The organism is Leifsonia sp. Root227 (genome assembly GCF_001428745.1).
Taxonomy (GTDB): Bacteria; Actinomycetota; Actinomycetes; order Actinomycetales; family Microbacteriaceae; genus Leifsonia.
The window spans coordinates 560,677-580,216 of record NZ_LMIO01000003.1; the positions used below are offsets into that span (position 1 = coordinate 560,677).

Genomic DNA, 19,540 nt, shown 5'->3' on the forward strand with positions numbered 1-19,540 from the left:
TGTGATACACTTGTATTAGATCGCGTGATTCGCGATCCCGGACGACGGATCAGTACCCGGAGCGCGACAAGACTGGCCACGGGAGTGAATCATGTCGTGGATCGTGTTGATCGTGTCCGGCGTCCTCGAAGCCGTCTGGGCCACAGCGCTCGGGCTCTCCGCCGGTTTCACCAAGCTCTGGCCGTCGGTGATCTTCGGGGTGGCGCTGATCGCATCCATGGGGGGACTGGCCTTCGCCATGCGCGACATCTCCACCGGGACGGCATATGCGGTCTGGGTCGGGATCGGCGCGGCCCTCACTGTGCTCTACGCGATGCTGTTCGGCGGAGAGGGCTTCTCGCTCGTGCGCGTGCTCCTCATCCTCGGCCTCGTCGCCTGCATCATCGGCCTCAAGCTGACCTCCTCGCACTAGAAGCCATCGGGGCGCGGCAGGGCGGGGCGGGTGCCGGGCGGTCAGGACAGGTGAACCGCGGCGAGGGCGAGGCCCGCGATGATGACCCAGGAGAGCAGCCCGACCGCGAGCGCCCGCCAGCCGGTGCCGAGGAGGGTGCGGAGGCGAACGGCGGTGCCGAGGCCGAACAGCGCCATCGCGAGCAGCACGGTCTGGAGGGTGTCCGCCCCGGACAGGACCGCATCCGGCAGCGGGATGAACGACGCCACCAGCACCGCGGCGATGAACCCGGCGACGAACAGCGGCACGATCGGTGGGCGCTTGGCAGCAGGGTCGCCCTCGACGTGACGGCGCCGCTCGACGACAGAGGCCACGGCGACCATCGGGGCGAGCATCAGCACGCGCGTCAGCTTCACCACGACGGCGACCGCCAGGGCGGCCGGACCGGCGAGCTGGGCGGTCGCGACGACCTGCCCGACGTCGTGCACGCCGGCGCCGACCCAGTGCCCGAACTGCAGCGAGCTCAGGCCAAGTGGATGCCACAGCACGGGCAGCACGAAGATCGCGAGCGTTCCGCACAGGGTCACCAGCGCGACCGGCGTCGCCGTCTCCTCGTCCTTCGACTTGACGACGCCGCTCATCGCGCCGATCGCAGAAGCGCCGCAGATCGAGAACCCCGTCGCGATCAGCAGCGGCTGGTGACCAGGCAGCCGGAACAGCCGCCCCAGCCACATCGTTCCGACGAAGGTGACGAGCACGATGCCGACCGTGGTCAGGATGGTCAGCCAGCCCAGGTCGGCGATGTCGCCGAGGCTCAGTTTGAGGCCGAGCAGCACGACGCCGAGGCGCATGAACCGCTTGGCGGACACCGACAGCCCCGGCGCCAGCGCGCCCGTCACGGCGGGCCGCGCGAACGGCAGTTGACCGACGACGATCCCGAGCACGACCGCGGCGGTCAGCAGCGGCACGGCGGGCACCAGCCAGTGGATGCCCCAGGCGACGAGCGCCGCAAGTGCGGCGGCCGCCACTCCGGGAATCCACCGAGGTGGGGTGCGGGTGGCGGCCGTCGGACTCTGCATTCCTCCTATTGTGGCCGAACTCGGGCTACGGCTTCGTCCGCCCTGCCGAGATCGCGGCGTTCAGCTTCGCCGGGTCGAGCGTGATCTGCTTCACGTCCTTCGGCGTCTGCGCCGCCGCAGAGCCGAGGTCGGCGCTGGAACCGTACAGTCCAGGCGCGCAGTAGGTGATCTGGTGCTCGATGTCGAGGCTCAGGACGCTCTTTCCGCCGACCGCCCAGTATGTGGAGACGCCCTGGATGGTCGAGTCGGTGACCTCGCCGTACGGGATGCACTCGGGAACCGCGAGCAGCAGCGGCGCTCCGCTGACACCGGCGATGGCGGAGATCGACAGCGCGTCGGGGAAGCCGAGCGCGCTCGCGACGAACGCGGTGTCCGCGAACGGGAAGATCTCCTTGTTCACGGCCTGGGCCGTTCCGAACCTGTCGCCTCCTGCGAGGCGGAGGACGGTCGGGACGCCGAGCTTCTCGAGGTCGCGCTGGATGCCGGTCGACACCGTGTTCACACCGCCGGCGATGTAGATGCGCTCCGGTGCGAGCGTCGTGATGAGCTGCTTGGTCGCCGCATCGAGCGATCCCGACCAGCCGTTCACCAGCACGAGCGGGCTGTTCTGGTATCCGGCGGCCGAACCGGCCACGAGCGCGTCAGGGAACGCGTTGCCTGTCGCGATGAAGACGCTGGTCACGCGACCAGCGGGGAAGGCCGCGGTCGCGACCGCTCGTGAGGTGGCGAAGCGATCGTCTCCGGAGACCCTGGTGACGCTGGGCGCGAGCTTCTGGAGCTGCGCGAACGCGGAGGCTCCGACCGCGGCGAGTCCGCCGACGACCACGATCTTCGGCGGTGCCAGGGTCTTGATGGCGTTGATGACGCTGGCCGGCACGAAGTCCTGCCTGGTCATCAGCAGTGGGCCGCCCGCGCGGGCGGCCGCGGCGCTCGCTCCGAGCGCGTCGGGGAAGTTCACGCCGTTCGCGACGTACACGACCTTCGCCTGGCCGGGGCCGTACGAGCCGAGAGCGACCTGCACCGAGGTGTCGAAGCGGTCTGCGCCGGCGATGCGTCCGCCGTACCAGGACCAGCTGCCGACGCTGCCGTCGATGCCGGTGATCTGCTGGCCGGCGGCGACCGTGATCGGCTTGGAGTCCCAGAGCGTGTCGGAGTCGTCGTAGTAGCTGGTCGCGTATGCGGGGGTGGCGGCGGTCGAGTCGGCGAAGCGCACGACGTATTCCCCTGCTGCGAGCCCGCCGAGCGTGTATGCGCCGCTCGGCGTGATCGTCGGCGCAACCTCGTTGAACTGCTCGAAGAGCCCGGTCGTCGGGTTGAGGCGATAGGCGCGGAACCCGTTCGCCAGGCCCGTCGTGCCCGCGACCGTTCCGCTGATCGAGCCGGCGACGGGCTGTGTCGCGGTGAGTCCGGAGACGTTGGCGTTCGTCACGGTGACGACCTGCGCATCGTCCTCGAACGTGCCGCCGACCCAGGTTCCTGCGTTCTTTCCGTCCTGCGTCGCCCGGAACTGGACGCGATAGCGGCCGGGCGTCACACCGGACACGCTCCACGTTCCGTTCGTGGCGTTCGCCAGCAGTGACTGACGCGGAGTGCTGCCGGTCAAGGGCAGGAGGAGAACGGACGACGATTCCGCCGTGGTCGTTCCCCCGCCCGCGACGTCGTAGTTCACCGTCCCGCTGACGGTGTAGCCGGAGGCCGCCGTCGCGGCGGTCGGGACGAGGGCGAGTCCGGCGACGGTGAGCGCTGCCGCCACACCGCCGACGAAGAGGGTTCTGAGTGCGCGCCTGGGGCGCTGGTTTCGGGTCACGGGCAGAGCGTACTGTCCGGTCGGTCAGTTCGCCTATGTCCCATTAGGGGTGTCTTGCGCGCGCCCCGTCAGGCGCACCCTGTCACAGCGCCGCCCGTCACGCGCGCCACGTCACAGCGCCGCGAGCAGCGCCGTCCCGTCCGGCACGCCGAGACCCGTGCACGCGTCCCATCCCGCCGTCGCCGCGAACGCGCCGTTGTCACCACTCGTGATGTCCCTGAATCCCGCGGCGACCTGCCCCTTCGTCACCGAGTCGTACAGCGCAGGCTGCGCGAGCCCCAGGGGTTTTCCCGTCGACTGCACGATGCGCGCCACCAGGGCAGCCCAGAGCGGCGCGACAGCGCTCGTGCCCCCGATCACCAGCTCCTTTCCGTCGACGAGCACGCGGTAGCCGGTCTGCGGGTCGGCGACCGCCGAGACGTCCGGCACGCCGCGGCCGCTCGGGCCGTTGGCGCTGCCACCCGCATCCACGCCGCCTGCGCCGAGCGGGACGCCGACGTTCTTCTGCCAGGTCGGCTGCGCGAAGGCCGCACTCACGCCGCCGCCGGTCGCTCCACCGCCCGTGCCGTTGTTCCACACCGTCTCCGACTGCACGACCCCGGTGGATGCGTCCGCGCTGAGCCGTGTGCCCCCGCAGGCCAGGGCGTGCGGAGACGACGCGGGGAAATCGACGTGCGCCTTGCCGTCCGTCACCCTGTCGCTGCTGCCATCGTCACCCGCGGCGGCCGTGACCGTCACGCCGAGCGCTGCGGCGTCGACGAGCGCCTGGTCGAATGCGGTGCGCGCCTGCGCCGTCCAGGCGTCCTCCGACTGGCCCCAGCTGATGCTGATCGCCGCGGGGGTCGGGTCGGCGTGGGCGGCGGTGGTGACCGCATCCACGAAGCCGGCGTCGGTGTTGGGCGCGAAGTACACGACGATGTGCGCGGCGGGCGCGAGTGCGCCCGCCACCTCGATGTCGAGCATCACCTCGCCGTCAGCCCCGTTGGGGTCCGCCCCCGGCTGGTTGGCCGCACCGTCGACACCGACCGCCGTGACGGTCGGACCGGTGATCCCGAGCCCGCTGAAGTAGGTGTCGAGGTCGCTCTGCTCGTAGCCTCCGCCGAGCTCGATGATCGCGATGGTCTGCCCGCTGCCGTCCGTGCCGGCCGGGAAGCGGTAGATCGCGCCGAGCTCCAGCGGCGTGTAGCTGGTGCTCACCGCCCTCGGGCGCGCCACCCGGAACAGTGCACGGGCCTGCGGCCGGTCGTCGAGTCCGAGCACAGCGGTCACCACGCCGTCGAGCGCCGCGGGGATGCTCAGCCCACCCGTGCGACTGCGGTGCGTGAACTCGCGGTCGGCAGCATCCCGTGCCGTCGCCTGGTCGAGGTCGGTGCCGAACACCCTGCCCACCAGCGCGGATGGTCCGGAGACGCGCACCCTGCGCTCCGCGGCGTTCGCGTCGAGCACGGTGAGGCCGAGCCCCTTCAGCGTCGACGTGACCAGGTCCACGTCGGCAGTGGATGCGCCGTACGTCTTCGCGAAGTCTGCGCGGCTGACCGGTGTGGTCAGGGCGTCGTCCGGCAGCTCGGTCTGCCGCCGCAGCACGAGCGTCGCCTCGACCGTTGCTGCAGGGTCGATGGCGGCGTGGGCGGTGACGCCGGGGGCCTCCGGCCGTTCGCTGCCGGGGAGGGGGACGAGGTCGATCGGCTGGTTGGCATCCATACCCACGGTCTACCACCGGCCACCGACCGCGGACAGGCCCGCGATCCTGAGAACTCAGAGAGGCCGGTCAGCGGTCAGGTCAGACCCAGCTGGGCAGCCACATGTGGATCTGCCAGTACCAGAACGGGATCTGCTGCGCGGTCCAGATCGGCCAGAAGAACACGCTCACCGCCGACGCGACCACGAGGAACAGACCGACCCAGATGATTCCGCGCTTGCGCCGGTGCGACGGATCGCTCCGCCTCCCGAGCACGATCCCGATGACCGCGGTCAGCCCGAGGATCAGGTACGGCTCGAACGCGATCGCGTAGAACTCGAAGATCGTGCGGTTGATGTAGAGCAGCCACGGCAGGTACCCGGCGGCGAGGCCGGTGAGGATGAGTCCCACCTGCCACTCGCGGTAGCGGATCACCCGGTAGACCAGGTAGAACGCCGCCGCTCCCGCCGCCCACCAGATCAGCGGGTTGCCCAGGGAGGTGATCGCGGACGAGCACGCGTTCGCCGTGCATCCGTTCTCGCCGAGGTTCGAGCCGACGTAGTACATGCTGGTCGGCCGGATCATGAACAGCCAGGTCAGCGGGTTGGCCTGGTACGGGTGCGAGACGTGCAGGTTGATGCTGTAGCCGTACATCTCGGTCTGGTAGTGCCAGAGGTTCTGCAGCCAGAGCGGCACCCAGGACAGCCCGCCCGTCCACTGCATGTGCGTCGACTCCGCCCAGTGCCGGTAGTAGCCGCCGCTGGTGACGAGCCAGCCGGTCCAGGTGGCGACGTAGCTGACCAGCGCGATCGGCACCATGAGGACGAATGTGGCCGGTGCCTGCTTGAGGATGGCCCCGCTGATGAAGAATGGCAGCCCGACGCGGCGCCTGGCGACGATGTCGACCACCACGGTGTACACGGCGAAGAACGCCAGGAAGTAGAAGCCGCTCCACTTCACCCCTGCGCACAGCCCGGCGAGCACGCCGGCGGCGAGCAGCCACGGTCGCCACCACAGCACGGGTCCCCAGGCGGGGTCGCGCCCGGCAGCCCACGCCGCGTGCACCTTCTCCGCCAGCCGGGTGGCGTGCCACTGTCTGTCGAGCAGGATGCACCAGAACGCCAGCAGGGCGAGGAACATCACCGAGTTGTCGAGCAGGGCGACCCTGCTCATCACGATCGCGTGGCCGTCGATCGCCAGCAGGAACCCGGCGACGGTGGCGAGGATGGTCGACCCGAACAGCTTCCGCGCGATCAGGAAGACGACCAGCACGGCCAGGATGCCGACGACGGCGGTCGAGATCCGCCAGCCGAAGGAGTCGCCTGCGCCGAACGCCGCGAGGCCGAGCGCGATCATCCACTTGCCGAGCGGTGGATGCGCGACGAACGACGGATCGGACGTGAAGATGTCCGTGTTGCCCGCGTTGAACTGCTGATCTGCCTTGTCCGGCCAGCTGCCCTCGTAGCCGAGGTGCATCAGCGAGTACGCGTCCTTCACATAGAAGGTCTCGTCGAAGACCAGCGCGTGCGGGAACCCCAGGTTCCAGAGCCGCAGCACGGCGGCGAGCAGCGTGACGGCGACGGGAGCGCCCCAATACCAGAGCTTCATCCGCAGCGGGGTGCGGAGCATCCGTGCCCACCAGTCGTCGAGCCTGGTTCCCGTCTGCTCCACCGGGAGGGGCGCGATCGGGCTGCCGATGGCGGGTGTCGAAGTCACCAGATCATGCTAGAGGGTGCGTCTATGGGTGACAGACTCGGAGCATGATCATCCTCGCGGCCACTCCCATCGGCAACCTCAAAGACGCGTCTCTGCGCCTGATCGAGGTGCTGGGCTCGGCTGCCGTGGTCGCGGCGGAGGACACCAGGGTGACCCAGCGACTGCTCGCGGGGCTCGGCATCGAGAACCGTCCTCGCCTGATCGCGCTGCACGACCACAACGAGCGCGACAGGTCTGCCGAACTGGTGGAGCTGGCGCGCGAACAGGATGTCGTGGTGCTGTCGGATGCGGGGATGCCGACCGTCTCCGACCCCGGCTTCCACCTCGTCGAGGCCGCGGCGGCCGCCGGCGTCGGCGTCACGGTCATCCCCGGCCCGAGCGCGGTGGTGACGGCGCTCGCCGTGTCTGGGCTTCCCACCGACCGGTTCACCTTCGAGGGCTTCCTGCCGCGCAAGCAGGGGGAGCGGCTGAGCACGTTCCGCGCGCTCGCCTCCGAGCCGCGCACGATGGTGTTCTTCGAGTCGCCCAACCGGCTCGCAGCGTCCATCGCCGACCTCGCGACGGTGCTCGGCGACGACAGGCGCGTGGTGGTGTGCCGGGAGCTGACGAAGCTGTTCGAGGAGGTCAAGCGCGGCACAGCGGCAGAGCTCGCGGCCTGGGCTGCGGAGGGTGTGCGCGGCGAGATCGCGGTCGTCGTCGCCGGAGCGGAGGCGCGGACGGTCGATCTGGAGACCGGCGTAACACAGGTGCTCGCGCTGGTCGCAGGCGGTGTGCGGCTCAAAGACGCGGCAGGCGAGGTCGCAGAAGCGACGGGGCTCGGCAAACGCGACCTCTACCAGGGGGCACTCGACCGGAAGTGACCCCAGCCGGTAATACGCCAGGATGCGCCCCCGCGCGCCCGTAGGATGGTCACCATGTCCGACGGCTCTTCGTTCTACATCACCACGCCGATCTTCTACGTGAATGATGTCCCGCACATCGGGCACGCATACACGGAGGTCGCCGCTGACGTCCTCGCGCGCTGGCACAGGCAGGCCGGTGACGACACCTGGCTGCTGACCGGCACGGACGAGCACGGCCAGAAGATCCTGCGCACCGCGACCGCCAACGGCACCACCCCGCAGGAGTGGGCCGACCGTCTCGTGACGAACGAGTGGCTTCCGCTGCTGAAGACGATCGACATCGCGAACGACGACTTCATCCGCACCACGGACGAGCGGCACGAGAAGAACGTGCAGAAGTTCCTGCAGAAGCTCTACGACGACGGCTTCATCTACGCCGGGGAGTACGAGGCGCTGTACTGCGTGGGCTGCGAGGAGTTCAAGCCGCAGAGCGAGATCGTCGACGGCACGGGGGAGTACGAGGGCCAGAAGGTCTGCGCCATCCACTCGAAGCCGCTGGAGCTGCTGCAGGAGAAGAACTACTTCTTCCGGATGAGCCAGTTCGCCGACCAGCTCCTCGCGCTCTACGAGGAGCGCCCGGAGTTCGTGCAGCCGGAGTCCGCCCGCAACGAGGTCGTCTCGTTCGTGCGCCAAGGACTCAGCGACCTGTCGATCTCACGGTCGAGCTTCGACTGGGGCATCAAGGTGCCGTGGGACGAGTCGCACGTGGTCTACGTGTGGTTCGACGCCCTCCTCAACTACGCCACCGCCGTCGGCTACGGCCAGGACGACGAGAACTTCGCCAGGCGCTGGCCGGCGACGCACATCGTCGGCAAAGACATCCTGCGCTTCCACGCGGTGATCTGGCCGGCCATGCTCCTCGCTGCGGGACTCGACGTTCCGCACCAGGTGTACGGCCACGGGTGGCTGCTGGTCGGCGGCGAGAAGATGTCCAAGTCCAAGCTGACCGGCATCGCGCCCACCCAGATCACCGACACGTTCGGGTCGGATGCGTTCCGCTACTACTTCATGCGCGCCATCAGCTTCGGCCAGGACGGCTCGTTCAGCTGGGAAGACCTGTCCGCCCGCTATCAGGCCGAGCTCGCCAACGGGTTCGGGAACCTCGCGTCCAGGGTCGTCGCGATGGTCTCGCGCTACTTCGAGGGCGTCGTGCCGCCCGCCGGCCGCTACGAGGACGCCGACTTCGCCGTGCAGAAGACGGTCGCCGACGCCGCCTCTGCCGCTGACGCCGCCATCGAGAAGCTGGCGATCCACGACGCGCTCACCGCCGTCTGGACGATCGTCGACGAGCTCAACGGGTACATCACCGCCCAGGAGCCGTGGTCGCTCGCCAAGGACGAGACGCAGCGCGAGCGCCTCGCCACCGTGCTCTACACCGCCGCGGAGGGACTGCGCGCGCTCGCCGTGCTGCTGTCTCCCGTCATCCCGAAGGCCACCCTCAAGCTGTGGGTGGCGCTCGGCGCGGAGGACGAGCTCGGCGGACTCGACGAGCAGCCGCTGCGCACGGCGGGCGAGTGGGGCCAGCTTCCCGCCGGCACCACCGTCAACGGTCTCGAGGCGCTGTTCCCCCGGATCGACGCGGACGCGGTGCCTGGCGCATGACCGACCCGGCGTTCATCCGGCAGCGTCACGTCACCGACGGGCGTGACCTGGAGTACCCGCCGCTTCCGGAGGCGCTTGTCGTCCCCGTCTACGACAACCACACCCACCTGGAGATCGCGGACGGCGACGAGCCGATGGACTACCGGGAGCAGCTCGACCGCGCATCCAGCGTCGGCGTCCGCGGCGTCGTCCAGGTCGGCAACGACGTGGAGACCTCGCGCTGGTCGGCCGACATGGCCGCCATCGAGCCCCGGATGCTCGCCGCCGTCGCCCTGCACCCGAACGACGCGCCGGACTACGCGGAGCGCGGTGAACTCGACGACGCGCTCGCGGTGATCGCCGAGCTCGCCGCCCGACCCCGGGTGCGCGCCGTCGGCGAGACGGGCCTGGACTTCTACCGCACCGAGGCCGGGCCGCGCCGTGACGCGCAGTTCCGCTCCTTCGAGGCGCACATCGAGATCGCCAAGCAGAACGACATCGCCATGCAGATCCACGACAGGGATGCGCACGCCGACGTCATCGCGACCCTCAAACGCGTCGGCGCCCCGGAGCGCACCGTGTTCCACTGCTTCTCCGGCGACGCCGAGTTCGCGCAGCTCTGCGCGGACAACGGCTGGTACATGTCGTTCGCGGGCAACGTCACGTTCAAGAACGCCGAGAACCTTCGCGACGCCCTGCGGGTCGCTCCGCGCTCGCTGATCATGGTCGAGACGGACGCGCCGTTCCTCACCCCGACCCCGTTCCGCGGAAGGCCGAACGCGCCGTACCTCATCCCGTACACGCTGCGCGCGATGGCGGAGACGATCGGCACGGACGCCTCCACCCTGGCAGCGCAGATCTGCTCGAACACCGAGCTGGTCTACGGCCGCTGGGACGCCGAGCCGGTCGCGTCGCCGCCGACGACGCCCATCGGGATCATCGCGTGACCGCCCTTCGCCTCCTCGGTCCGGCCGAGATCCGCGACCTGGCCGACCTGCTCGACGTCACGCCGACGAAGAAGCTCGGCCAGAACTTCGTCATCGACGGCAACACCGTCCGCCGCATCGTGCGCGTCGCGAAGGTGCAGCCAGGGGATGTGGTGGTCGAGGTCGGGCCCGGGCTCGGCTCGCTGACCCTCGGGCTGCTGGAGGCGGACGCATCCGTCGTGGCCGTGGAGATCGACGGCAGACTCGCCGAGCAACTCCCGACCACCGTCCGCACGATGGCGGAGCAGGTCGCGGACCGGCTCACCGTCGTGCACAAGGATGCGCTGCACGTCACCGAGCTGCCGCAGTCGCCGACCAGGCTCGTCGCCAACCTGCCGTACAACGTCTCCGTGCCCGTGCTGCTGCATTTCCTCGAGCACTTCCCCGGCATCAGGAGCGGCGTGGTGATGGTGCAGGCCGAGGTCGGCTTCCGCGTCGCGGCGGAACCCGGATCGAAGGTCTACGGCGCCCCCAGCGTGAAGGCCGCCTGGTACGGCAGCTGGCGCACGGCGGGCACCGTCAGCCGCCAGGTGTTCTGGCCGGTGCCGAACGTCGACTCCGTGCTCGTCGCCTTCGAGCGCCACGCGGAGGAGCCAGGAGACGAGACGCTGCGCGCCCGCACCTTCGAGCTGGTGGATGCGGCGTTCCAGCAGCGCAGGAAGATGCTGCGGCAGGCGCTCGCGCCGGTCTACGGCGACTCGGCCACCGCATCCGCCGCGCTGGAGACGGCCGGGCTGGCACCGACGCTGCGGGGCGAACAGCTCGGCATCGCCGACTTCGTCAGGCTCGCCACGGCGAGGGTCTAGCGCCTGGCTCATCCGCCTGTAGGTTGGGAGTATGACCACTCCGGCCATTGACGCAGTTCACGTGCGAGCCCCCGGCAAGATCAACGTGTTCATGCGCGTCGGGGCGGTGATGGACGACGGGTACCACGACGTCGCGACGGCATACCAGGCCGTCTCTCTCTACGAGGATGTGCGCGCGTATCCCGACGACGAGTTCTCTGTCAGCTTCGGCGGCTCGATCGACACCTCCGGACTGCCGACGGACAGCACCAATCTGGCCATCAAAGCGGCGAAGCTGCTGGCGAGGAAGACCGGATACTCCGGGGGCGTGCGGCTCGAGATCGACAAGCACGTCCCGATCGCGGGCGGGATGGGCGGTGGTTCGGCAGACGCAGCGGCGACGCTCGTGGCCTGCGACGCCCTGTGGGGCACGGAGGCGAGCAAGGAGGATCTGCACTCCATCGCCGCCAGGCTCGGCGCCGACGTGCCGTTCGCCCTGGTCGGCGGAACGGCGATCGGCACCGGCAGAGGCGACCGGCTGAGCCCGGCGCTCGCCACCGGCCAGTTCCACTGGGTGCTCGCTCTGCCGGACAGTCAGCTGAGCACCCCGGCCGTCTACAGCGAGCTCGACAGGCACCGCGAGCGCCACTCCCGCGACATCGCGCCCGCGCAGTTCACGCCGACGGTCGACACCGCCGTGCTGCAGGCGCTGCGGGCGGGGGACCCCGCGATGCTCGCCGAGTCGCTGACCAACGACCTGCAGGCCCCGGCCATCCACCTGGCGCCCGAGATCGGCGCCGTGCTGGAGCTCGGCGAGATGAACGGCGCACTGGCGGGGATCGTCTCCGGCTCCGGGCCGACCGTCGCGTTCCTGACGGCGGACCTGGACAGCGCGCTGGACCTGCAGATCGCGCTCAGTGCGGCGCGGCTCACGGCGGTGCGGGCGACGGGCCCGGTGCACGGGGCACGGATTCTGCCGGACTAGCCGACGTGCGCGTCTGAGCCAACGATCACGTCTGAGCCCACGATTACGTCAGCCGACGATCATGTCGCTGTGATCACGCCGGTCAGCAGCAGCACGGCCACCAGCACCGCGAGCCCGACGCGGTACCAGATGAACACGGTGATCGGGTGCTTCGTCACCAGCCGCAGCAGCCAGGCGATGCTCACGTAGGCGACGATGAGGCTCACGATGGTGGCGACGATGGTCGGGAGCCAGCCGACGCTGGAGCTGATCGCGCTCGCCTGAGTGATGCCCTCATAGCCGCCGGCCGCGACCAGCGCAGGGATGGCGAGGAAGAACGACAGGCGCGTGGCCGCCACCCGGTCGAGGCCGCGGAACAGGCCGGCGCTGATGGTCGCGCCGGAGCGGGAGACGCCGGGGATGAGGGCGATCACCTGGAAGACGCCGATAGCGACCGCATCCATGACGTTGGTGGACTCTTCGCCGCGGTTCTGGCGTCCGACCCGCTCAGCGGCCCACATCACGATGCTCCACAGGATCAGCGCAGCGACCACCACCCACAGGTTGCGCAGGCCGCCGGAGATGAGGTCTTTGGCGACCAGGCCGACGATCGCGATGGGGATGGAGCCGATGATCACGTACCAGCCCATCCGGTAGTCGTGGCCCCGCGCATCCCGGTTGAACAGGCCGCGCGCCCAGGCGACCACGATGCGCACGATGTCTTTCCAGAAGTAGATGATCGCTGCCAGGATGGCGCCGACCTGGATGATCGCGGTGAAAGCTGTCACACCCTGGTCGTCGATCTTCAGTCCGAGAAGCTTCTCGACGATGGTCAGGTGGCCCGTGCTCGACACGGGAAGGAACTCGGTGATGCCTTCGACGATGCCGAGGATCAGCGCTTGCAGCAGGTTCATCCGACCGCCTCTCGATTCAGGATGCGGATCCCAGCATGTCGGTATGTCGGCAAGAAGTCTCTGAGAATCGCGCGAACCGAAGGCATTTCTACCCCAGGATGCCCATGACACAGGCGCAAGTCGGGTGTTGAGACGATTCGTTGCTGGATCGTATCCAAGCGCCCCATGCGGTCGGGCATCCCGGGGTGTGATCCCAAAATACCGAGGCCGTCAGGCCGGCTCATAACCGTGAAGGGAAAACCGTCAAGTATTGACGGGTCACGTGCTGACGGGGCGGTGCCGCGAGTGGTTCGCGCGCACGCTCCTGGACGCGAGACTGAGCTTTCTGAGGTCTCGCCGCGAGGACAGTTCCAGTTTCGCGAGGATGTTCCGGACGTGGAAGTTGACTGTGGTCACCGACACGTACAGCCGCTCCGCGATCTCCTTGTTCGTCATGCCTGCCGCGAGCGCGTACGCGACCTGCCGCTCCCTGGTGGTCAATGGCGCGAACGGGTCGGAGGAGGTGTCGTCCGCAGCGCCCCCGCCGGCCGTCAGCTCTTCCAGCTGCCTGGCGCAGCGCGCCAGGTATCCGGACGCGCCGACCCGCCTGAACGTTTCCGCAGCGTGTTCGAGCAGCGCCGTCGCGCGCGGCTGGTCCGTGCCGAGTGCGGCGAGCAGCCGCCCGGCCTCCGCCGCCGCGATCGCCTGCGGGAACGGGAAGCGCGCGGCCGACGGATCGTCGAGCGACGCGAGGTGAGCCTCCAGGGCCTCCTGCTGCTTGCCCTCTGCCTCCAGCACACGGCCTTCCAGCCAGCCGAGCGACCCGTAGTACGGCCGCCACATCCCCGGCGCCTGGCAGCGCGCGAGCGCGGCGCGTGCCTCCTCAGCTCGGCCGAGTGCCGCCAGCGCATCCACCCGGTAGGTGAGCCAGCCGAGCGTGGATGCGCGGTTCGCCACCGCCTCCGCCTCTTCGGTGACGGCGAGCTGCGCCTCCCGGTCGCCGAGGGCACGGGCGAGTTCGGCCCGGGCGATGAACGGCAGGTCGCTGTCGTACGAGCCCGCGATGCTGAGCTTCGCCTGCGCCGCCGACCTGAGTCGCTCGTCCACGGCCGCCGCTTCGCCGCGGCCGGCGCGCACCAGGGTGGAGGCCCAGAGCGCGATCGGCCAGCCGGAAAGGTCGGTCTCGTCGAGGGCGAGCGCCACGGCGGCGTCGGCCAAGGTGACCGACTCGTCCCACTCTCCGACCAGGAAGAGGACGTGCGCGTAGATCGTGCGGGCGAAACCGGCCGTCCAGCTCGACGGGAAGCGTTTCAGCAGCTCGTTGGCGCTGGCGAGGTCGTCACGGGCGCGGCCGACGTCTCCGCCGAGCACGAAGACGCGGGCACGGGAGACGAAGGCGTCGACAGCGGAGGGGGAGGCGGCGTCGACCAGGAGCTCATCGAGTTCGGCGACAAGCGAGCCGACCAGGTCTGGACGCACGTGCCCGGCCGCGGTGAGGGCCCAGCCGAGCAGCCTCAGCAGGTAGTCGCGCGGCTGTGCCAGCCAGCGCAGTGCGGGGTCCGCGACCTCGGACGGGTCGTCCGGCGCCTCCGCGATGAGGCGTCGGCCGGTCTCCAGGTGGTCGAAGACGCCGGGGAAATCACGGGTCGCCATCAGCACCTTCGGCATCGCCTCAGCGACGTGCGCGCGGATCGCCCGCTCGTCCGGAGTGCTGGCCCGGCTGGCCTCGAACGCGAGCGCGATCGCGAGAGCACCGGGGATGTCGCCGGTGAGCGTCCGCAGTTCGAGCAGGATCAGGTCGCGCGCCTCCGACGGCGGCATGGCCTCGATGGCGGGCGCCAGGTCGAAGATGCGTTCGTGCATCCTGGTCCGCAGCGCGAGCAGCCCGATCTCCAGCAGGGCGCGGTCGTGCTCGGCGCCAGGAGCGGCGAGGTGGACGGCGGAGCGGGCGTAGCTCATCGCCTGGTCTGCCTGGTTGCGGTCAGCGGCCGTGCGGCTGGCTTCGAGGAGTTCGGCGACCAGGGTCGGGTCGGCGATGTCGGCGGCCTCGACCCTGTGACGGAGGGCGCGGTGCCCGGTGAGCACCTCGGCCGCGACCCGGTGGATGGCGACGCGGCGCTCCATGCTCAGCTCGCCGGAGAGTGCATCGGCGAGGATGGCGTGCGCAGGCTCGACCCAGACGACGCCGTCGCGTTCGGAGGACAGCACCAGCCCGCGGGCCACCGCGCCTGCCGCATCCACCCGGGTGTCGAGGCGCGCGGCGATGGTGCCGAAGACCGGGAGCGGCAGAGGGTCGCGCAGCACAGCGATGATCTCCGCCGCCTGGCGCACGGACGGGTCTGCGCCCTCGAGAGCCGAGGCGACCGCCGTGGAGAGCGGGGTGATGGCGGCCGCGGGGAGGTCCCAGCCCGCGGGGTGCAGCGCAGAGGCGAACGTCTCGCGGAGCTGGCCGAGCAGCACGCTGAGCAGCAGCGGCGAGCCCTGGGTGGCCTCGGTGAGTCTGGTGGCGGTGCGTCGCGACACGGCGTGGCCCAAGATGTGCCTGGCGAGCTCCTGCGTGTCGGCGACGGCCAGAGGTGCGAGTTCGATGCGCGCGTGGTTGACCGTGGAGGAGGCGACGTCCTCGAACAGCGACACCACGCTGCCCGGCAGTGGACGCGATGCAGCGGTGAACAGGAAGCCCTGGTCGGACAGCCGACGCACCACGAACCGCAGCGCCCGCGCCGACGCCTCGTCCACCCACTGCGCGTCGTCGACGATCAGGCAGACGGGCCGCCCGACCCCGTCGACAGCGTCGAGCAGCAGGCGGCCGACGGTCAGCGGGTCGTCCGACTGCTCCGGCGGCCGGATGCGCGTGCCGCTGACCGCGTTGAGCCCGCGCACCAGGGTCTCCACCGTCGAGTAGCTCAGGTCGGACTCGAACGAGTCTGCGTGCACCCGCAGCACGGTCCAGCCGTCCAGCCGCTCCGCCACGTCGGCCAGGAGCGCCGTCTTGCCGAGACCGGCCTCGCCGGTGACCAGCAGCGCGCCGCCCTTGCCGAGCGCGCGGTGGGCGACCAGCAGCATCGTCTCGCGTTCCCTGTCGCGACCGAACAGCGGCTTCGCATCCGGGCTCGAGGCGTCCTCTGTCACGTCGTTCCCCATCCCGACCGGTCGTGCGCCGTGTGCGGGTAAGTGAGTACGGGCGGACCGGTCCCAGCGATCTTCGCACAATGGCGGAGCGACCGGGATCACCCGTCCTGGGGGCGAACGCCCGGCCGGTAGGCTGGAAGTCCTTATGGCACACCTCCTCGGCGCTGAGTCGCTGCACCTCGAATACCCGACACGCGTGATCTTCGACAGCGTCACGATCGGCATCAACGAGGGCGACCGCATCGGCATCGTCGGCCGCAACGGCGACGGCAAGTCCACCCTGCTCTCGCTGCTCGCCGGGCGCATCCAGCCGGATGCTGGACGGGTCACCCGCCGCCGCGACGTGACGGTCGGGATGCTCGACCAGGGCGACGAACTCGACCAGACGCTCACGGTCGGACAGGCCATCGTCGGCGACCAGGAGGAGCACGTCTGGGCCGGGGACGCCCGCGTCAGGGACGTGCTCGCCGGGCTGGTCTCCGACATCCGCTGGGAGGCGACCGTCGCCGAGCTCTCCGGAGGGCAGCGCCGTCGGGTGGCGCTGGCCGCGCTGCTGGTGCACGACCACGACATCCTGTTCCTCGACGAGCCGACCAACCACCTCGACATCGAGGGCGTCGCCTGGCTTGCTGCGCACTTGAAGACCCGCTGGACCGCCACCTCGGGCGGCCTCGTCGTCGTGACCCACGACCGCTGGTTCCTCGACGAGGTCTCCACGGCGACGTGGGAGGTGCACGACCGGCTGATCGAGCCGTTCGAGGGCGGATACGCCGCGTACATCCTGCAGCGCGTCGAGCGCGACCGGATGGCGGCGGTGGTCGAGAACAAGCGCCAGAACCTGATGCGCAAGGAGCTCGCCTGGCTGCGCCGCGGGGCTCCTGCCCGCACCTCGAAGCCCAAGTTCCGGATGGATGCGGCCGCCGAGCTGATCGCGGACGAACCACCCGTGCGCAACGCGGTCGAGCTCAGCCAGATGGCCACCGCCCGCCTCGGCAAAGACGTGGTCGACCTCCTCGACACCACCGTGATCTACCCGCCGAAGACCGTCCTGCGCGACATCGAGTGGCGCATCGCCCCCGGCGAGCGCACGGGCATCCTCGGTGTGAACGGTGCAGGCAAGTCCACGCTGCTCGGCCTCATCGCCGGAACGGTGCAGCCGACCTCCGGCAGGGTCAAGCGCGGCAAGACCGTCCAGATCGCCACGCTCACGCAGCAGCTCTCCGAGCTGGACGACGTGATGGAGGACAGGGTCAGCGAGGTCATCGCCGGCAAGCGCACCACCTATGTCGCAGGCGGCAAGGAGATGACGCCCGGTCAGCTGCTCGAACGTCTCGGCTTCACCAACGCGCAGCTGTCCACGCCCGTCAAAGACCTGTCCGGCGGCCAGAAGCGCCGGCTGCAGCTCCTGCTGATCCTGCTGGACGAGCCCAACGTGCTCATCCTCGACGAGCCCACCAACGACCTCGACACCGACATGCTCGCCGCGATGGAGGATCTGCTCGACTCCTGGCCTGGCACGCTCATCGTCGTCTCGCACGACCGGTACCTGATCGAGCGCGTCACCGATCAGCAGTACGCGGTGATGGATGCGTCGCTCCGGCACCTGCCGGGCGGTGTGGACGAGTACCTGCGGCTGCGGAAGGGCCAGCTCGCGACCGGGGGACCGGCCGCGACGGCTGCGGCAGGCGCGCCGTCGGCCGGTGCAGCCGCATCCGCTGTCCCCGCGCTGTCCGGAGCGGCTCTGCGCGCAGCGGAGAAGGAGGTCTCCTCCATCGACCGCCGCCTCGGCAAGCTCGCCGACCAGGTGGCGGCGACGCACGAGCGCCTCGCCCAGCACGACCAGTCCGACTACGAGGGCATCGGCGTCATCTCGGGCGAGCTGCGCGCGCTGGAGGCGGAGATCGCCACGCTGGAGACCCGCTGGCTGGAACTGTCGGAGCAGCTCGAGAAGTAGCCGACCCCCGCGGGTATGCTCACCGCATGGCAACGCACGCCGTCACCAACCAGCCGCCTCCGCGGGTCGACCTGGACGAGTTCGCCGCGAACATCCCGCTCGCCGAAGGTGTCGACCGGCACGACGCCGGATGGGCGAGAGCCGATCTCGCAGCGGTCGGGCGGCTCGTCGGCAGCGCCCGGTTCCAGCGCGACGCCGAGCTGGCGAACGTGCACGAACCGGAGCTGCGCGCGTTCGACCGCTGGGGCAACCGCATCGACGAGGTGCAGTACGACCCGTCGTATCACCGCGTGCTCGGCGAGGCCGTCGCGGCGGGGGCGCACACCTCGGCGTTCGCCGAGCCGTGTCCGGGCGCGAACGTCGCTCGCGCCGCCGCCTTCATGCTGTTCGCGCAGGGGGAGGCAGGGCACGCCTGCCCGGTGTCGATGACGCACGCCGCCGTGCCCGCCATCGTGGCGTCGGCGTCGCCGGACCTCGCCGCCACCTGGCTGCCGCGCCTGCTCAGCCGTGAGTACGACCCTGCGCTCGGCGCAGGCAAGAGATCTGCCCTGTTCGGGATGGCGATGACGGAGAAGCAGGGCGGCTCCGACGTCCGCGCCAACACCACGATGGCCGTGCCGGACGGCGACGGCCGCCACCTGCTCACCGGCCACAAGTGGTTCTGCTCAGCGCCGATGTCGGATGCGTTCCTCGTGCTGGCGCAGACCGCATCCGGCCTGAGCTGTTTCCTCGTGCCCAGGGTGCTGGACGACGGCAGCCGCAACGTCTTCGCCATCCAGCGGCTCAAGGACAAGCTCGGCAACCGCTCCAACGCCTCCAGCGAGATCGAGTTCGACGGCACGGTCGGCCACCTGCTCGGCGAGGAGGGACGCGGCGTCCGCACCATCCTGGAGATGGTGAACCGCACCCGCCTGGACTGTATCCTGGGCAGCGCGGCCGGGATGCGGCAGTCCGTCGCAGAGGCCGTCTGGCACGTCAGGCACCGCTCGGCGTTCGGCGCGCGCCTGATCGACCAGCCCGCCATGACCGCCGTGATCGCCGACCTCGCACTGGAGTCGGAGGCGGCGACCGCGGTCGCGCTCCGGCTCGCACGCGCCCACGACGACGACGCCACCGATGCCGAGCGCGCATTCCGCCGCCTCGCGACGGCGGTGACCAAGTACTGGGTCTGCAAGCGCGGCCCTGGCCACGCGTACGAGGCGATGGAGTGCCTCGGCGGCAACGGGTACACCGAGGCGTTCCCGCTCGCGCGCCGCTACCGGGAGCAGCCGGTGATGGCCATCTGGGAGGGGTCTGGCAACGTGATCGCGCTGGATGTGCTGCGCGCGCTCCAGCGCGAACCGGAGAGGCTGGAGGCGTTCGACGGGGAGCTCGCAGCCGCCCGCGGCGTGCATCCGGGGTTCGACGCGCACCACGACGCCGTGCGCGCGACGGTCGCCGGGCTGGCGCGCAGCGACCCTCTGGATGCGCAGGCCGCCGTTCGTCCGCTCGTCGCGTCCCTGGCGCTCGCGCTGCAGGCGTCGCTGCTGCTGCGGCACGCACCGGATGCGGTGGGCGTGGCCTTCGTGGACGCGCGCCTCGGCGACGCCCGCGGCGCGCTCTACGGCGAGCTGCCGCCCGCGGCCCGCGCCGCGATCCCGGCGCTCGTCGCCCGCGCCTGACTCGCGCGCCG

14 protein-coding genes and 1 riboswitch are annotated in these 19,540 nt (G+C 70.2%); of the genes, 8 read left to right on the forward strand and 6 right to left on the reverse strand.

The window, feature by feature from the left end:
• The first annotated feature begins 15 nt into the window (after nt 1-15).
• A riboswitch (guanidine-III (ykkC-III) riboswitch) is annotated at nt 16-81 on the forward strand.
• A gap of 10 nt (nt 82-91) precedes the next feature.
• Entirely contained in the window at nt 92-412 is a 321-nt protein-coding gene (locus ASE16_RS12700; RefSeq protein ID WP_055895444.1) for a DMT family transporter, read from the forward strand.
• Nucleotides 413-453: 41 nt separating this feature from the next.
• Here the strand turns inward: ASE16_RS12700 and ASE16_RS12705 are convergent, their stop codons facing one another.
• From ASE16_RS12705 to ASE16_RS12720, 4 genes are all read right to left on the reverse strand, one after another.
• Entirely contained in the window at nt 454-1,470 is a 1,017-nt protein-coding gene (locus tag ASE16_RS12705) for a YeiH family protein (protein WP_055895445.1), read from the reverse strand.
• Nucleotides 1,471-1,495: 25 nt separating this feature from the next.
• Nucleotides 1,496-3,277 carry a cell wall-binding repeat-containing protein gene (locus ASE16_RS12710; protein ID WP_055895447.1) on the reverse strand — a complete coding sequence of 594 codons (1,782 nt, stop codon included), beginning with the start codon at nt 3,275-3,277 and terminating at the stop codon, nt 1,496-1,498.
• A 111-nt stretch (nt 3,278-3,388) separates the two neighbouring features.
• On the reverse strand, nt 3,389-4,978 hold the full coding sequence (locus ASE16_RS12715; protein WP_055895449.1) for a protease pro-enzyme activation domain-containing protein: 1,590 nt from the start codon (nt 4,976-4,978) through the stop codon (nt 3,389-3,391).
• Nucleotides 4,979-5,057: 79 nt separating this feature from the next.
• A complete protein-coding gene (locus tag ASE16_RS12720) occupies nt 5,058-6,671 on the reverse strand; it encodes a dolichyl-phosphate-mannose--protein mannosyltransferase (protein ID WP_055895450.1) in 1,614 nt (537 codons plus the stop codon).
• A gap of 44 nt (nt 6,672-6,715) precedes the next feature.
• On the opposite strand from ASE16_RS12720, the gene rsmI reads away from it, so the two are divergent.
• From rsmI to ASE16_RS12745, 5 genes are read left to right on the forward strand one after another with little or no spacing between them, the layout of a single operon-like run.
• Nucleotides 6,716-7,531, forward strand: coding sequence for a 16S rRNA (cytidine(1402)-2'-O)-methyltransferase (gene rsmI / locus ASE16_RS12725; RefSeq protein ID WP_055895452.1), 816 nt, complete (start codon nt 6,716-6,718; stop codon nt 7,529-7,531).
• Nucleotides 7,532-7,585: 54 nt separating this feature from the next.
• Entirely contained in the window at nt 7,586-9,175 is a 1,590-nt protein-coding gene (metG, locus tag ASE16_RS12730) for a methionine--tRNA ligase (protein ID WP_055896476.1), read from the forward strand.
• A complete protein-coding gene (locus ASE16_RS12735) occupies nt 9,172-10,101 on the forward strand; it encodes a TatD family hydrolase (RefSeq protein ID WP_055895453.1) in 930 nt (309 codons plus the stop codon). Before metG ends, ASE16_RS12735 begins: the two co-directional genes overlap by 4 nt.
• On the forward strand, nt 10,098-10,946 hold the full coding sequence (gene rsmA, locus ASE16_RS12740) for a 16S rRNA (adenine(1518)-N(6)/adenine(1519)-N(6))-dimethyltransferase RsmA (RefSeq protein ID WP_055895456.1): 849 nt from the start codon (nt 10,098-10,100) through the stop codon (nt 10,944-10,946). The genes ASE16_RS12735 and rsmA overlap by 4 nt, the downstream gene beginning before the upstream one ends.
• Nucleotides 10,947-10,977: 31 nt before the next feature.
• Complete coding sequence (locus ASE16_RS12745; protein ID WP_055895458.1) at nt 10,978-11,910, forward strand: 4-(cytidine 5'-diphospho)-2-C-methyl-D-erythritol kinase; 933 nt, start codon at nt 10,978-10,980, stop codon at nt 11,908-11,910.
• 59 nt (nt 11,911-11,969) lie between these two features.
• On the opposite strand, the gene ASE16_RS12750 is transcribed toward ASE16_RS12745, so the two are convergent.
• Both ASE16_RS12750 and ASE16_RS12755 read right to left on the reverse strand, forming a co-directional pair.
• Nucleotides 11,970-12,803, reverse strand: a complete 834-nt coding sequence (locus ASE16_RS12750) for an undecaprenyl-diphosphate phosphatase (RefSeq protein ID WP_055895460.1) — start codon at nt 12,801-12,803, stop codon at nt 11,970-11,972.
• A gap of 258 nt (nt 12,804-13,061) precedes the next feature.
• Nucleotides 13,062-15,914 (reverse strand): helix-turn-helix transcriptional regulator, encoded by a 2,853-nt coding sequence (locus ASE16_RS12755; protein ID WP_235500483.1) that lies wholly within the window; start codon nt 15,912-15,914, stop codon nt 13,062-13,064.
• A 145-nt stretch (nt 15,915-16,059) separates the two neighbouring features.
• Between ASE16_RS12755 and ASE16_RS12760 the strand changes: the two genes are divergently transcribed.
• Entirely contained in the window at nt 16,060-17,868 is a 1,809-nt protein-coding gene (locus ASE16_RS12760) for an ABC-F family ATP-binding cassette domain-containing protein (protein WP_055895463.1), read from the forward strand.
• 26 nt (nt 17,869-17,894) lie between these two features.
• Nucleotides 17,895-19,529 carry an acyl-CoA dehydrogenase family protein gene (locus ASE16_RS12765; RefSeq protein ID WP_055895465.1) on the forward strand — a complete coding sequence of 545 codons (1,635 nt, stop codon included), beginning with the start codon at nt 17,895-17,897 and terminating at the stop codon, nt 19,527-19,529.
• Nucleotides 19,530-19,540 lie beyond the last annotated feature (11 nt).